The sequence below is a fragment of the Archangium sp. genome, from assembly GCF_036277355.1.
Taxonomy (GTDB): domain Bacteria; phylum Myxococcota; class Myxococcia; order Myxococcales; family Myxococcaceae; genus Archangium.
Map to the genome: position 1 here is coordinate 131,810 of NZ_DASUNC010000005.1, position 14,727 is coordinate 146,536.

At 69.1% G+C, this 14,727-nt stretch carries 12 protein-coding genes; 3 read left to right on the forward strand and 9 right to left on the reverse strand.

Annotated features, from left to right (window positions below; all coding sequences use genetic code 11):
- Nucleotides 1-13: 13 nt before the first annotated feature.
- The 3 genes from miaB to VFZ09_RS01350 form a co-directional block, all read right to left on the reverse strand.
- Nucleotides 14-1,393 (reverse strand): tRNA (N6-isopentenyl adenosine(37)-C2)-methylthiotransferase MiaB, encoded by a 1,380-nt coding sequence (miaB, locus tag VFZ09_RS01340; RefSeq protein WP_329725605.1) that lies wholly within the window; start codon nt 1,391-1,393, stop codon nt 14-16.
- A 93-nt stretch (nt 1,394-1,486) separates the two neighbouring features.
- The gene (locus tag VFZ09_RS01345) at nt 1,487-1,993 is read right to left on the reverse strand and encodes a hypothetical protein (RefSeq protein WP_329725606.1); all 507 of its coding nucleotides are present in this window, start codon (nt 1,991-1,993) and stop codon (nt 1,487-1,489) included.
- Between the two features lie 11 nt (nt 1,994-2,004).
- The gene (locus VFZ09_RS01350) at nt 2,005-3,402 is read right to left on the reverse strand and encodes a VWA domain-containing protein (RefSeq protein WP_329725607.1); all 1,398 of its coding nucleotides are present in this window, start codon (nt 3,400-3,402) and stop codon (nt 2,005-2,007) included.
- Between the two features lie 100 nt (nt 3,403-3,502).
- Here VFZ09_RS01350 and VFZ09_RS01355 point away from each other — a divergent pair, with 100 nt between their 5' ends.
- From VFZ09_RS01355 to VFZ09_RS01365, 3 genes are read left to right on the forward strand one after another with little or no spacing between them, the layout of a single operon-like run.
- Nucleotides 3,503-4,228: an SDR family NAD(P)-dependent oxidoreductase gene (locus VFZ09_RS01355; RefSeq protein ID WP_329725608.1), complete on the forward strand. Its 726-nt coding sequence runs from the start codon at nt 3,503-3,505 to the stop codon at nt 4,226-4,228.
- The gene (locus VFZ09_RS01360; protein ID WP_329725609.1) at nt 4,225-5,061 is read left to right on the forward strand and encodes a dihydroneopterin aldolase; all 837 of its coding nucleotides are present in this window, start codon (nt 4,225-4,227) and stop codon (nt 5,059-5,061) included. Before VFZ09_RS01355 ends, VFZ09_RS01360 begins: the two co-directional genes overlap by 4 nt.
- Nucleotides 5,058-5,843, forward strand: a complete 786-nt coding sequence (locus VFZ09_RS01365; RefSeq protein WP_329725610.1) for an SDR family oxidoreductase — start codon at nt 5,058-5,060, stop codon at nt 5,841-5,843. Before VFZ09_RS01360 ends, VFZ09_RS01365 begins: the two co-directional genes overlap by 4 nt.
- Before the next feature lie 2 nt (nt 5,844-5,845).
- Here VFZ09_RS01365 and queD read toward each other — a convergent pair whose 3' ends face one another.
- From queD to VFZ09_RS01395, 6 genes are all read right to left on the reverse strand, one after another.
- Complete coding sequence (gene queD, locus VFZ09_RS01370) at nt 5,846-6,208, reverse strand: 6-carboxytetrahydropterin synthase QueD (RefSeq protein ID WP_329725611.1); 363 nt, start codon at nt 6,206-6,208, stop codon at nt 5,846-5,848.
- 27 nt (nt 6,209-6,235) lie between these two features.
- Nucleotides 6,236-7,528 (reverse strand): class I SAM-dependent RNA methyltransferase, encoded by a 1,293-nt coding sequence (locus tag VFZ09_RS01375; protein ID WP_329725612.1) that lies wholly within the window; start codon nt 7,526-7,528, stop codon nt 6,236-6,238.
- A 91-nt stretch (nt 7,529-7,619) separates the two neighbouring features.
- Entirely contained in the window at nt 7,620-8,276 is a 657-nt protein-coding gene (locus VFZ09_RS01380) for a CoA transferase subunit B (RefSeq protein ID WP_047857818.1), read from the reverse strand.
- A 9-nt stretch (nt 8,277-8,285) separates the two neighbouring features.
- Nucleotides 8,286-8,984, reverse strand: coding sequence for a CoA transferase subunit A (locus tag VFZ09_RS01385; protein WP_329725613.1), 699 nt, complete (start codon nt 8,982-8,984; stop codon nt 8,286-8,288).
- A gap of 90 nt (nt 8,985-9,074) precedes the next feature.
- On the reverse strand, nt 9,075-10,253 hold the full coding sequence (locus tag VFZ09_RS01390; protein ID WP_329725614.1) for an acetyl-CoA C-acetyltransferase: 1,179 nt from the start codon (nt 10,251-10,253) through the stop codon (nt 9,075-9,077).
- A 270-nt stretch (nt 10,254-10,523) separates the two neighbouring features.
- Nucleotides 10,524-14,366 carry a protein kinase domain-containing protein gene (locus VFZ09_RS01395; protein ID WP_329725615.1) on the reverse strand — a complete coding sequence of 1,281 codons (3,843 nt, stop codon included), beginning with the start codon at nt 14,364-14,366 and terminating at the stop codon, nt 10,524-10,526.
- Nucleotides 14,367-14,727 lie beyond the last annotated feature (361 nt).

The following is a 14,727-nucleotide window of genomic DNA, read 5'->3' on the forward strand; positions in this document are numbered from 1 at the left end:
GGGGGATTGAGGCTCAGGCCACGACGCAGGTTTCGGGGCTCGGGAGATCGGCGGGCGGCACCACCACCGGCTGGCTCAGCACCACCGTCTGCTTGCCGGACAGTTGGTTCGGCGTCGCGCTCTCCACCAGCACCTTCACGAACGCCCCCGCCGGCGCGTCGCCGTCGAAGTTCACCGTGCGGTTCTCCGGCGTCCGCCCGAAGCGCTTCGCCGGGTTGTAGCGCGAGTGGCCCTCCACCATCACCTCCACCTCCTGCCCCACCTGCGACGCCGTGTGCTCCCCGCTGATGCGCCGCTGGATCTTCTGCAGCCGCTCCAGCCGCTCGATCTTCACCTCGTGCGGCACCGGACCCCACTCGTCCTCCTTCAGCGCCGCGCCCGTCTTCGGCCGCGGGCTGTAGATGAACGAGAACTGGTTCTCGTAGCGCACCTTCTCCGTCAGCTCGAGCGTGAGCGCGAAGTCCTCCTCCGTCTCACCCGGGAAGCCCACGATGATGTCCGTCGTCACCGCGATGCCCGGACGCGCCGCGCGCAGCTTCTCCAGCCGCTCCAGGTACTGCGCCACCGTGTAGTCGCGCCGCATCCGCTTCAGCACCGGATTCGAGCCGCTCTGCACCGGCAGGTGGAAGTGCGGCATGATCTTCGGCTGCGTCCGGAACGCCTCGATCAGCTCGTCCGACAGATCGTGCGGGTGGCTCGTGGTGAAGCGCACGCGCTCGATGCCCGGCACCTCCGCCGTGCGCAGCAGCAGCTGCGCGAAGCTGATGCCGCCCCGGTACGAGTTCACGTTCTGACCGATCAGCGTCACCTCGCGTACGCCCACCTTCGCCAGGTCCGCCACCTCGGCGAGCACCTCCGGGAAGGCCCGGCTCACCTCACGGCCTCGGGTGTGCGGCACCACGCAGAAGGAGCACACGTTGTCGCAGCCCTTCATCACCGTGACGAACTCGGTCACCTTGCCGCGGCTCGTCTCGGGGTCGGCGCGCGGGAAGACGTACTCCTCCGAGTCCACCCAGGCCGTCTCCACCACGCGCTCGCGCTCGCCCTGCACCCGGCCGATGATGTCCGGCAGCTTGGCGATGGAGTCCGGGCCGAACACGAAGTCCAGGTAGGGCACCTTCTTGAGGAGCTTGTCCTTCTCCTGCTGCGCCACGCACCCGCCCACGCCCAACAGCGTGCCGCGGGCCAGCTTCACCGTGCGGTAGCGGCCCAGGGCGGACAGCATCTTGTCCTCGGCCTTCTCGCGGATGGAGCAGGTGTTGAGGATGATGAGGTCCGCCTCCTCCGGAACCGGCGTGGGCCGGTATTCCAGCTTGCCGAGTACCTCGCTCATGCGGAGCGAGTCGTTGACGTTCATCTGGCAGCCGAAGGTGTGGATGAAGTAGCGCTTCATGGGTCTTTCCGTACGGAGAACGGGCTCTTATCCGACGAGCCCCGGCGGATTGCAACGGTTCCAGTGCCCTGGCGGGCAGGAGGGCGAGCCCCCCTAGGCCCGGGTGAGGGCCTTCTGCATCCGGGTGTGGAGGGCCACCAGCTGGTCCTCGTGCTGGTTGAGCAGGTCGATCGCCTCCTGCCCGTAGCGCCGGGCCAGGGGCTCCAGGCTCTCGACGCGGTGCAGCTCGTCGCGAGCCCTGGCGGCCTTCTCGGCCGCGGTGGCATCCGCCTGCTGCTCCAGCTCCGCCAGCCGGGTGCGCAGCCGGCGCGCCGTCCAGCGCTGGCCGGCGTAGGCGCGCAGCATGGAGTTGCCCAGCTCCACCACCTTCACCGCCAGCCCGGAAGCCTTCAGGCCGAGCTCATGCGCCGTGGTGAGCGCGGCCGTCTCCCCCGGCTTCGCCTGCTCCACATGGGCCAGGAAGGCCTCCTGGTAGCGGATGAGGCCCTGAAGATCGGCCTCGGTGAGGGCGTGGGCGGCGAACCGCAGCGTGCGGGAGTCAGCGGCCCCCATGGCGCTGGCCTGCGACACTTCGAGATCATCGAACATGGAACGGGACATGGGTGTCTCTCTCAGGCGGGGACGAGCTGCTCCGCGATGCGGGACAGATCGGCCACGGAGTTCACCACCACCGTCTGGTGGCACTCCTTCGAATAGGTGAGCATCTCACTGTCCCCGAAGCCCCAGTTGGGACGGTCCTCGGGGCAGATCCACAGGAGCCGTTTGCACTTCTGCTTCAGGTCCTTGAGGGCCCAGGCGTTGTTCGCGTTGTAGTTGTTGCGGCCGTCCCCGATGATCATCACCGTGGTGCGCCGCGTGATGCTGCCGAGCTGATCCCTCGTGAACATGGCGAGCGCCCGGCCGTAGTTGGAGTTGGCGGTGAGCGACACGGCCTGCCCCATGGTGGCCAGGTCGATCGCCTTGTCCACCTCCTGCTCCTTGAAGTACTGCGTCACGTCGCCCACGTCCGACACGAAGACGAACGAGCGCACGCGCACGAAGAGCGACTGCAGCGTGTACGTGAAGAGCAGCATCATCCGCGACGCGTTGCGCACCGAGTCCGAGACGTCACAGAGGACGACGACCTCGGGGCGCTCGGGGCGGCGGGCACGGAACCGGGGCACCATGGGAATACCACCCCACGGCAGGTTGCGGCGCAGCGTGCGGCGCACGTTCAGCGTCCCCTTCCGCTTCGAGCGCGCCTTGCGGATCAGCCGGGCCTTGAGCTTCTCGGCCAGCGTCTTCACCGCGGACTCCATCTGGTTCACCTCGGCCTGGCTGAGCTGGTGCAGCGGCTTGTCCACCACCCCGCCCGTGGGCTTGCGGATGCGCGCCTCGGCCTGACGCTTCACCTCGCGCCGCGCCGCGTCCTCCACCTTGCGCATGGCCTCGGCCACGTGCCGCGAGACGATCTCCACCCCCTCCACCGGCAGGCCCCGCTTGCGCAGCTCCTCCTCCAGCGCCTTCAGCTCCGAGCGCGCCCGATCCATCCCCGCCGCCACCATCAGCCGCCGCGAGAAGAAGCCCGTCTGCATCGAGCTCTGCATCTGCGACAAGTCGAGCTGCAGCGTGGCCGAACGGAAGATCTGCGCCAGCCTCGCCCGATCCCCCATGAGGGCCGCCTGGGCCAGTGGGGACAGCTCGGGGAAGAGCTGGTTCATCTGGAACAGGAGCATCGTGAGGTTGTCGCCCTCGATGAGCCCCTGCTCCTGGATCTGCTGGGCCAGGGACTTGTCGAGCGCCTCGAACGTCTTGGCCGCCCCCGAGAAGAAGAAGTCGAAGGCCCGGTTGAAGACGTCCACGTCCTGGTGGCGCTTCACCATCGTGGTCCGCAGCACCGAGCGGAAGATGGCCTTGTCCTCGAGGCCCACCTCGGCGGTGGCCCGTGCGGCATCCACCACCTCGGACGTGCTGACACGCACCCCGTTCTGGCGGAGGACCTCGGCGAACTCGACGATGCGTGCGTCCATGTGGTTGGCAACCTCTCCACCCAGCGTTCTACCAGCCTCTACCCTGCCCCGATTCTCCTGTATATCCGCCCCGCACGCGGAACACCCGAGGGAGACATTCATGCCAACAGCCGTCGTCACCGGAGCGGGCATCCGGCTCGGCAAGGCCATCGCCCTGGCGCTGGCCGAGGTGGGGTACGACCTGGCCCTGCACGTCCACCGCTCGACCGAGGGAGCGGAGGAAGTCGCCACCCGGGCCCGCGCCCTGGGCCGCACCACCACCGTGCACCGCGCCAACCTGGGGGACCCGAAGGAACTGGAGTCCCTGGCGGCGACCCTGCGCCAGGCCCACCCGGCCATCGACGTCCTCGTGAACAACGCGGGCATCTACGAGCGGGTGGCCTTCGAGGACATCACCCGGGAGCAATACCACCGGATGATGGGAATCAACCTGGAGGCGCCCTTCTTCCTCACCCAGGCGCTGCTCCCGGCGCTGCGCGCCGCTCCCCAGCCGCTGGTCGTGAACCTCACCGACATCGCCGCGGAGCGGGTGGTGAGCCACTACGCCCACTACACCGCCAGCAAGGCCGGGCTGCTCGCGCTCACCCGGGCACTGGCGGTGGAGCTCGCGCCCCGGGTGCGGGTGAACGCCATCTCCCCGGGGACGGTCATCTTCCCGGAGGACTTCGACGAGGCCGCCCGGCAGGCCATGCTCGCCCGCATTCCCTTCGGGCGGGAGGGCTCGGCCGAGGACGTGGCCCGGGCCGTGGTCTTCCTGGCGCGCGAGGCCCCTTATATCTCCGGACAGGTGATCGCCGTGGATGGAGCCCGGAGCGCCCAGCTATGAACCGCCTTTCCTCCGATGCCTTCGCGAGCGCCCCCCGCGACGCGCAGGGCCGCCCGCTGGATGTCATCGAGCTGCGCCAGCTCCCGGTGAATTGCATCGTCGGGGTGTACCCGGCCGAGCGCGGCACGCCGCAGCCGCTGGAGCTCGACGTGGCCCTCTATCTGGACACCCGGAAGGCCGCCGCCGAGGGGAGCCTCCGTGACACGGTGGACTACGCGCGCCTGTCCGGCGAGCTGCGCTTCCTGCTGGAGTCGGCCGACTTCCGCATGCTGGAGACGGCCGCCGAGGCCCTCTGCCGCTACATCCTCGCCCCGCCGACGGAGGACTCGGCGCGCGCCCCGGTGCGGGCCGTCACCCTGCGGCTGTCCAAACCGGAGGCCCTGGGCCGGGCGGGCCTCGCCTCGCTGCAGGTGCACCGCACCGCGGACGAGTACCAGTACGAGAGGGAGGACAAGCCCTTCGGGCGGGTGGACATCCTCTTCCAGGACGAGCACGTGGGCATCTACCGGCTGCGCATCGCTCCGGGCCGCACCATCCCCACCCACGAGCACCGGGTGATGAGCGAGTCCGAGCTGGTGCTGGGCCACGGGTTGCTGCTCCAGGGCCGGCCGGTGCTGGCGGGCACGGGCTTCCGGTGGCCGAAGCACCTTCCGCACCGTTACGACAATCCGCGGGCGATCGAGCAGACGGTGCTGTGCGTGGATCGTCCGGCCTTCATCCCCCATGACGAAGTGGAGGTGCCCGAGCCCCCCGGTGGGTTGGTGCCAGTGGAAGGCCGGGCGTACTACCCGGCGGCGGCGAGCACGCCGGAAGCGGAGGGCGAGCGGTGGTGAGCACCCGGCCGGTGGGGACGCGGAAGGTGCTGGTGACGGGCGGTGGCAGCGGCATGGGCCTCGCGGTGGCCGAGGCGCTGCTGCGGGCCGGAGGCCGGGTGGCGGTGACGGGGCGCCGGGCGGAGCGGTTGGAGGCAGTGGTCCGCGCCTGGCCCGGTCGGGCGGTGGCCCTGCCCTGCGATCTCGCCTCCCCCGCCGAACGCGCGGGCCTGCTGGGGCGGGCCCGTGACGCACTGGGCGGGCTGGATGGACTGGTGCACTCGGCGGGAGTCGTGGAGCACCAGATCCCCGGTCACATCTCCGAGGACGCCCTGCGGGCCCAACTGGAGATCAACCTGGTGGCCCCGCTGCGCCTGGGCGAGGAGGCGCTGTCGATCCTGGAGGACGGAGGCGGCATGGTGTTCATCGCCTCGACGCTGGCATTGAGGCCGCTGCCCACCAGCGCCGTCTACAGCGCGGCCAAGGCCGGGTTGCTGGCGGCGATGCGCTCACTGGCTCTCGCGGGCGCCGCGCGGCGCATCCGGGCCAACGCCGTCTGTCCGGGAGTGGTGGACACGGAGATGGTCAGGGCCCCGCGCCTGGCTCCTGGCGAGGCGCCTCCCGAGGGCGTGGAACTCGAGCGGAGGATCTCCGCCCAGTTGTCCACGTTGGGGGCGCTGCATCCGCTGGGGCGGCTCGGGAAACCCGAGGAGGTGGCCGAGGCGGTGGTGCACCTGCTGGCCGCACCATGGACCACCGGCAGCGAGCTGGTGATCGACGGAGGGATACTGCTGCGAGAGTGAGCTCAGTCGTTCTCGCCGCGGTAGATACAGCCCGAGGTGCAGGTCTCCCGCACCATCACCTGGGAGAGCTGCGGGAGCCGGGGCCTCACCCGCTGCCAGATCCACCGCGCCAGATTCTCGCTGGTGGGGTTGGAGAGCCCCTCGATCTCATTGAGGTAGTAGTGATCGAGCTGGGCGTGGATCGGCTTGAAGGCCTCGGTGAGGTCGGCGAAGTCCATCACCCAACCCGAGTCCGCGCCCACGGGTCCCTGAACATGCAGGGTCACGCGGTAGGAGTGGCCATGCAGCCGGGCGCACTTGTGCCCCGGGGGCACATTGGGGAGGCGATGGGCCGCCTCGAAGGTGAACTCCTTGAAGATCTCCACAACAGACTCCTGAGAGCCGCCGGGTGTCTACGCGGGCAGCTCGAAAGACATCACCGACTCCACGTGGTGCGTCTGGGGGAACATGTCCACCACCTGGAGCGCCAGCGGCTTGTAACCGGCCTCCACCAACCCCGCCGCGTCCCGGGCCAGGGAGCCCGGATCGCACGCCACGTACACCACCCGCCTCACCCCCAGGGCCTTGAGCCACCGGGCGAGCCCTGGCGCCCCCGTCCGGGGAGGATCCGCCAGCGCCAGGTCGAACCGCTTCCCCTCGCGGATGAGGCCCTCGCACACCTTCCGGGCATCCCCCTGGTGGAACCGCACATTGGCCACCCCACCCTCCCGCGCACTCCGCTGGGCCAACTCCACCGAGGCCGGAGAGGACTCCACCCCCAAGACCGATGCCGCGCTCGCCGCCAACGGGAACGTGAAGTTGCCGTTGCCCGAGTACAACTCCAATACCGCATCCGACTCGCGCGGGGCCAGCTCGTACACCGCCGAGGTCACCAGCCCCACGTTGGCTTCCGCGTGCGCCTGGGAGAAGGCGTCCGGGCGCAGGTACAGCGGCACCTCGGGCCGCAGCGGCGACACCGAGCGCAGCACCGGCTTGCCAACAATGCGCGGCGAGCCCTCCTTCGGCACCAGCACCGCCCCCTCCAGCCGCAGCGAGCGTACCGCCTTGTCGCATGCCTCCACGTGCCGGGGCGTCGCCTGCCCCTTCAGCAGCACCGCGAAGGCCGCCTTGCCGCCCTCGGCCAGCAGGTGCACCTCCTCCGCGTCCCGCGCCACCGGCTTGAGCAACGGCCCCAGCTTCCCGGGCAATGTGGCGAGCGCCGGCACCAACGCGCCGCACTCGTCCACCGGCACCCGGTCATGGCTCCGCCGCCCGAAGTAGGAAAGATCGTCCTTGAGGAAGTGCAGCACCGCGCGCCGCCGGTAGCCGAACTCCGTGGGCGCGATCAGCAGGGGCCGCACCGCGAAGCTGTCCCGCTTCAGCCGGCCCAGGTGCTCCAGGGCGGAGAGGACGATCTCCTGCTTCGCGGCACGCTGGGCGGCCTCGGACAACTCCAGCCAGTCGCACCCGCCACACCGCGCGCTCAGACCACACGGCGAGCGCCTCCGGTCCGGGCTGGGGGCCAGCACGTCGCCGATCAGGTGCCCGCGCACCACCTTGCCCTCGTGCTCCAGGCGGACGCGCACGCGCTCGCCGGGGAAGGTGCCGGGCACGAAGACGGTGCGGCCCTCGTACGAGCCCACGCCCTCTCCGAGCTGACCGAGCCGCTCGATCGTCAATTCAATGGGGATATCCGGCAGCAGCATGGACCTTATTCGACCTCCATACCGGCCGGGGTATTCCGCCGCGGCCCCGGGGGGAGGGACCGCGGCGGGAACGACACGAGACCCAAGGGCCTCAGATCTTCATCTCACGCACGTCCGGGGCGATCTTGAGCTTGGGCTCGGTAATCGCCTGGACCTGCTCCACCGTCACGCCGGGGGCCAACTCGCGCAGCACGAGACCCTGGGGGGTCACGTCGATGAGGGCGTACTCGGTGACGATGTGGTTGATGCACTTGAGGCCGGTGATGGGGAGGGAGCACTTCTTGAGGATCTTCGGCTTCCCCTCCTTGTTGACGTGCTCCATGGTCACGAAGACGCGCTTGGCGCCCACCGCGAGATCCATGGCGCCGCCCGGGCCCTTCACCATCTTGCCGGGGATCATCCAGTTGGCGAGGTCTCCCTCCTCGCTCACCTCCATGGCGCCGAGCACGGCCAGGTCCACATGGCCGCCGCGGATCATCCCGAAGGACAGCGCCGAGTCGAAGAAGGCGGCGCCCTTCACCACCGTCACCGTCTCCTTGCCGGCGTTGATGAGATCCGGATCCTCCTCGCCCTCCATGGGCCACGGTCCCATGCCGAGAATGCCGTTCTCGGACTGGAACATGATGTCGATGCCCTTCGGAATGTAGTTGGCAACCAGCGTGGGGATGCCGATTCCGAGGTTCACGTAATAGCCGTCGCGCAGCTCCTGGGCGATGCGCTGGGCAATCTGCTCACGGGTCAGGGGCATGGCGTCCTCTCAGGCCTTCTTCTGAACGGTGCGGCGCTCGATCCACTTCTCGAGATTCTTCGACTGGATGATCCGGTGCACGAAGATGCCGGGCAGGTGCACCTGATCCGGATCGATCTCACCGGCGGGCACGATGTGCTCGGCCTCGACGATGGTGACCCTTCCCGCCATGCACATCATCGGCGAGAAGTTGCGGGCCGTCTTGCGGAACACCAGGTTGCCCCAGGTGTCCGCCTTCCAGGCGCGCACGATGGTGAAGTCCGCCTTGAGCGGCGTCTCCAGCACGTGCAGCCGCCCGTCGATCATCCGCGTCTCCTTGCCCTTGGCGAGCTCGGTACCCGCGCCCGAAGGGGTGAAGAAGCCGCCGATGCCACAGCCACCGGCGCGGATGCGCTCGGCCAGCGTGCCCTGCGGGTTGAGCTCCACCTCGAGCTTCCCGGAGAGCATCTGCTGCTCGAAGACCTTGTTCTCGCCCACGTAGCTGGCGACGATCTTCTTCACCTGGTTGGCCTTGAGGAGAATTCCCAGACCCAGCTCGGTGGTGCCGCAGTTGTTGGAGATGATGGTGAGTCCCTGAGTCCCCTTGCGGTGCAGCGCCGCGATCAGGTTCTCGGGATTGCCGCACAGCCCGAAGCCGCCGCTCATCAGCGTGGCGCCATCCGGGATGTCGCGGACGGCCTCGTCCGCGCTCGCGATGATCTTGTTCATGAACCCCTCCTACGAGAACGGGGCGAGGGCCGATAGACCCTCACCCCGCCCCTCTCCCAGGGGGAGAGGGAGTGTTCGTCCCGTGTTGGACTAGCGCTCCACCATGAGCGCGATGCCCTCGCCGCCGCCGATGCACAGCGACGCCACGCCACGCTTCTTGTTCGTGTCCTGCAGCGTGTGCACCAGCGTCACCAACAGGCGCGCGCCCGAGGCGCCGATCGGGTGACCGAGCACCACCGCGCCACCGCGCACGTTCACCTTCGAGGCCTCCAGGCCGAGCAGCTTGTTGTTGGCCAGGGCCACCACGGCGAAGGCCTCGTTGATCTCCCAGAGGTCCACGTCGGTGGTCTTGTGACCGGTCTTCTTCAGCAGGTTGTTGATGGAGTCCGCCGGAGCGATGGTGAACTCCACCGGCTTGCGGGCGGCCCCGGCGTAGCCGGCGATCCGGCCCAGCACGGTACGGCCCTCGGCCTTGGCGCGCTCGGCGCTCATCAGCACCAGCGCCGCGGCGCCGTCGTTGATGGAGGAGGCGTTGGCCGCCGTCACCGTGCCGTCCTTCTTGAAGACGGGCTTGAGCGTGGGGATCTTGTCCGGCTTGGCGTTCTTGGGGCCCTCGTCCTCGCTCACCACCACGTCACCGCCCTTGCCGCCGGGCACGGTGACCGGGACGATCTCCCGGGTGAACAGGCCGGCCTTCTGGGCCTCGATGGCGCGCCTGGTGGACTCGAGCGCGTACTCGTCCTGGTTGGCGCGGCTGATGCCCTGGGTGACGGCGCACTCCTCGGCGCAGCTGCCCATGTGGACGTTGCCGTAGGGATCCCACAGGCCGTCGAGGATCATCGCGTCCTTGAACTCCACGTTGCCCATGCGGGCGCCGCCACGCATGGTGTGGCTCACGTAGGGCGCGTTGCTCATGGACTCCATGCCGCCGACCACCACCACCTCGGCGTCACCCAGTGCAATGGCCTGGGCGCCGGCGATGACCGCCTTCAGGCCCGAGCCGCACACCTTGTTGAGGGTGACGGCGGGAACGGTGTCGGGGATGCCGGCGTAGATGGCAGCCTGACGCGCCGGGGCCTGGCCCACGCCCGCCTGCAGCACGCAGCCCATGATCGTCTCGTTGACCTGGGCCGGGGAAACGCCCGAGCGCTCCAGCGCCGCCTGGATGGCGATGGCGCCGAGCTGCGGGGCCGTCAGCTTGGACAGGGCTCCCTGGAAGGCCCCGATGGGGGTACGCGCCGCGCCGACGATCACCACTTCACGAGCCATGAACTGCCTCCTTGGGATGCGGGAGATGACTTCAAATAACGCTCGGGAGGGCCCTTATCACTGCCGCTTGTAGGAGGGTCAAGCCTCCTTGCCCGCCCGGAGTCCGGAGCGTCCACTGTCCCGAGAGATGGGCTTCTGGCTCCGAGGAATACTCGGAATCTACGCTTGATGCAGCACGTCATGCAAAGCAGCAGCCAGATTGGCTCGACCGGCGGGCGTGTCCTGCCAGGCCAACAGGGTGTCCACGGCCATCCCCATGGCTTCGAGGCCCTATTCCGTGGCTTCGCCCCAGCGCTGGCGGGCCAGTTCCAGCGTCCGGGCGTTCTCGGACACCTGGCGCAGGAAGCGCTCTCGGGCCTTGGGCTCGGGGAAGTCACCGGCGCGGGCCCTCACGCACTTCACGGCCTTGCTCAGGGCCGTGTCTCCCGCACTCGCATCCCCCTGCGCGAAGCAGGCTTCCGCCAACGCCAGGTACATGCCCACCGCGTAGACGCCCTCGCTGCACATCCGCTCCAACGCCCCCACGCCCAGTTCCGCCTCCTGCCGGGCTTCCTCCATGCGCTCCTGGACGAGCAGGATGGAACTGAGGACGGTGCGCGCGAACACCAGGTAGGCCGGGAACGGCCTCAGCAGCTCACACGCCTTGAGCGCATGAGACTCGGCTTCGCTCAGCGCGCCACCCGCCGCGGTCATCCGCGCCAGCAGGGCATGGGTCATTCCCGCGAGGAAGGGAAGGACGAGCTCCCGCCCCAACAACTCGAGCGCCCAGGCGTGCGCCTCCCGCCGCTCCTCCAACTCGGGGCTTTCGGACAGCACCAAGCCCAGGATGAACAAGGAACCCTCCAGCAGGAAATGGTGTTCCGTCAGTCTGGCGAAGGCCAGCGTCTCTCGAAGCAGCTCCACGGCCCCCTGCGGATTTCCCGCTGCTATCAGGCTCAACCCCAAGGGGAACCGGATGAAATTCGTGTTCCGCTCCGAGCCCACCGAGTCAAAATCCCGCCGACCCTGCTCGAGCACCGTGAAGCTCCGCCATGGGCTGGCGTCGAAGGAGTGGAGGAAGTAGCCCTGCGACATGCGCGCAAATCCCCGGGCCATGGGGGAGTGGGTCATCGCGTCGGCGCCCACCTCCATGAGCCGCCCGAGCAGGGCTTGCGCCTGCTGCCGCTCGCCGGACCAGATGTGCGTGGCCCCGATGAAGGAGACGGCCTCCAAATAAGCCTCGACCGCCTCGGGCTCCGGCGTGGTGCGCACCAGCAACCCGCACAGTTCCGCCATCTGCTCCGGATGGGCAGCACTGGCGCCGCCAATGAGCAGGTTGCCAATCAACCGGCACCACAACGGACTGCCGGCCTTCAGTCCGGCCAACGCTGGGATGCTCAGTTCCACGGCCCTGGACATCTGCGCCATCCAGAAGAGCACCATGGCCTGGAGCGCCCGCAGATGGGTGAGGTCCTCGCTGCCCACATCACAGGCCAGGGCCGTCTCCACGCACCGCAGCGTCCCATGCAAGTCATTGCGCTCGAAGAGCCGCTCGGCGGCCCGGGTGTAGAAGTGAACGGCACGCTCGGGCTGCTGCCCCCGCTGAGCATGCGTGGCGAGCACCAGTGAATCGGGCTCGCCCATCCGCTCCAACCACACCCCTGCGAGCTGGTGGCCCAGGGGCTTCTGGCTGTCGGGCACCAGGCCATAGGCCGCATCCCCCACCAGCGCGTGGCGGAACCGGTACTCGGCCGCATTGGGAAGGCGGCTGTCGGGCCATGGCTCGATGACCTCCTGCTCCACCAGCAGCCGCAGATGCTGCTCCAACTGCGTCCGCTCGCCGTGGCGGCCCAACAGCTCCCCCACGCCCTCCAGCCAGAAGGAGCGGCCGAAGATGCTCGCGGCCAGCAGGACCTGACGTAACCCCGGCTCCATCCGCAGCAGGCGCGCCTGCAGCACCGCCAGCACCGTCTCCGGTGCCTCCTTCCCGCGCCCTTCCGCCGCCATGCGGATGAGTTCCTCCAGGAAGAGGGCATTGCCATCGGATTGCTCCACCACCTGCTGCACCACGGACTCCGGCACCTGCGGCCCCAACACCTCGCGCACCAGCCGGACACTGGCCTTGCGGCTCAAGCCCTGGAGCGGCAGTTCCTGCAGGCGCCTGGCCCACATTCCCGGGAAGAGTTCCTTCACCTCGGGCCGTGCCAGCGCCAGAACCAGCAAGGGCTGCCCGGCCAGTTCCCGCAGCAGCCCATCCACCAGCGTCACCGTCAGCGCATCGCTCCAGTGCAGGTCCTCCAGCACCAGCAGCACCGGTTGCCGCTCACACTCCGCCTTCAAGAAGACCACCAGGGCCCGGCCCACCTGCGCACTCATCAACCACGGGTCGCTCCGCGCCGCACGCAGGCGGGGACTGTCTTCCTCGGGAAAGGGAATGGCACACAGCTCGCCCAGGAACTCCACCGCCTCCTGGACCCTGGCCTCCGACAGGTGTAAGGCCACCCGCTGGTACAACCGCGTCCGCCGCGCCTCCAGGCTCTCGCCCTCTCCTACTGCGCACAGCCTCCGCAGCGCCTGACCCAGCAGGCCGTACGCGGCGCCCGTGCTCATCGGGTCTCCGCGCCCCAGCAACACCAGAGGCGGCTGCTCCCGGCCCTCCAGGCGGCGCACGAATTCGTGGCGCAGCCGGGACTTGCCCGTGCCGGGAGAGGCCGTCACCAGCAGGGCCCGCGCGGCGGACTCCTCCACACACGCGGTGAAGGTGAAGTCGAGCAGCGCCAGTTCCTGCTCCCGGCCCACACACTGAGTGGGCTTGCCCAGCAACGGACGGGAGGCGTCGGCGTCGAGCCGCTCGCCCTGCAGGACGAAGGCGCCTGAATCGGCTCGGGAGAGTTGGAAGCCCGACCCGAGCAACCCGGCCGTGACATCGTCCATCACCACGCTGGCCGAGGGTGTGCTCCCCATCAGGTGCAGCAGCCGCCCCGCTCGGTCCATGGCCTCGCCCACTGGCAGCCGCTCGTTGAGGACGCCCAGGCCCGTGGCCAGCACCACCGCGGCCTCCGGCCAGCGCTCCTTGAACGTGAGGGCGCAGCGCGCCGCCAGCACCGCCTGGTCCGTGGCTGTGCCACGCTCGGGCACCAACGTGGCCACCAGCGAGCCGTCCGCCAGTAGCTCCACCCGGGCACCCAGTAGCGGCGCCAGGTACGTGCGCAACGAGTCACGCAGCACCACGCCCTGGTTCCAATCCGCCGTCTCCTCCTGGGACCCGGCCGCGAGAGACACCAGCAGGACGCTGACGAGCGTCTGCTCGGCCTCCGTCCCGCTGTCGAGACGCAGCTCCGGCCCGGCCTGCGACAGCAGCAGTTCGGGGACGGACTCCATTGCCACGAGTGCCTCCACCAGTCTGGCTGCGTCCGGCAGCCTGCGCCGCGCGTCCTTGGCCAGCATCCGGTCCACCAGCACCTGCAGGCCAGCCGGCAGCCCCGGGCGCAGCACCTCCAGGCGCGTGGGCTCGGCGTGCAGAATCTTCGCCAGCGTGGCCGCGAAGTGGGGCGCCGCGAAGGGCGGCTTGCCCGTGAGGCACTCGTACAGCACGCACCCCAGCGAGAAGATGTCGGCGGCGGGAGGAATCTCTGGCGCACTGGAGGCCTGCTCCGGCGCCATGTACCCCGGCGTGCCCACCACCATGCCCGTCCCCGTCACCGCAACCAGCGTGGGATGCGCATGGCGTGCCAGACCGAAGTCCAGCAGCACCACCTCCTCCGGCCGACCCCCTCTCAGCAAGAGGTTGGAGGGTTTGAGGTCCCGGTGGATGATGTCCTGTTGGTGGGCTACCGCGAGCGCCTCGGCTGCCCGGTGCAGCAGTGTCAGCGTCTCTGGCAGCGACAGCGGTTGGCGGGCCAGTCGCCGTGACAGGTTCTCTCCCTCCAGCCACTCCATGGCCAGGTAGGGCTGGTGCGCCTCGGTGGAGCCATGCGCCACGTAGGCAACGATGCCGGGGTGGCGCAACTCGGCCAGCAGCACGGCCTCGCGTTTGAAGCGGTAGGCCACCTCTGGAGAGGTGACGCCATGCAGCAGTTTGAGGGCCACGGTGCCACCCGTGGTGGCGTCCGTGGCGCGATAGACGCTGCCCATCCCTCCGCGGCCCGCCAGTGCCTCAAGGATGAAGCGGCTGGCGATGACCGTCCCCTTGGGCAGGATTCCAGGGGGTTGGGCGGGTACGGGGGGGGGTCTTGTCGTGGTCCATGGATGTCCGGCTGTACTCCTCTGGCCACCATAGCCGAGCCTCTTCCCTGTGCCCAAATCACCCCCAGGTCATCTTCGGGGGCAGCAGTCTCTCTGCCCATGCCGGGCGCAATCGGCATAGGGGGGTAGAGAGGGTAACTCCCTACTCCCCCTGCCACACCACCGGACAGGCGGATCCGCATCCGGCGGTTCGGTTGGTTGAGGTTATCTCTCCCGACGTCCGTTTTCGTTCGCCGCCCTCGGTGCTTCG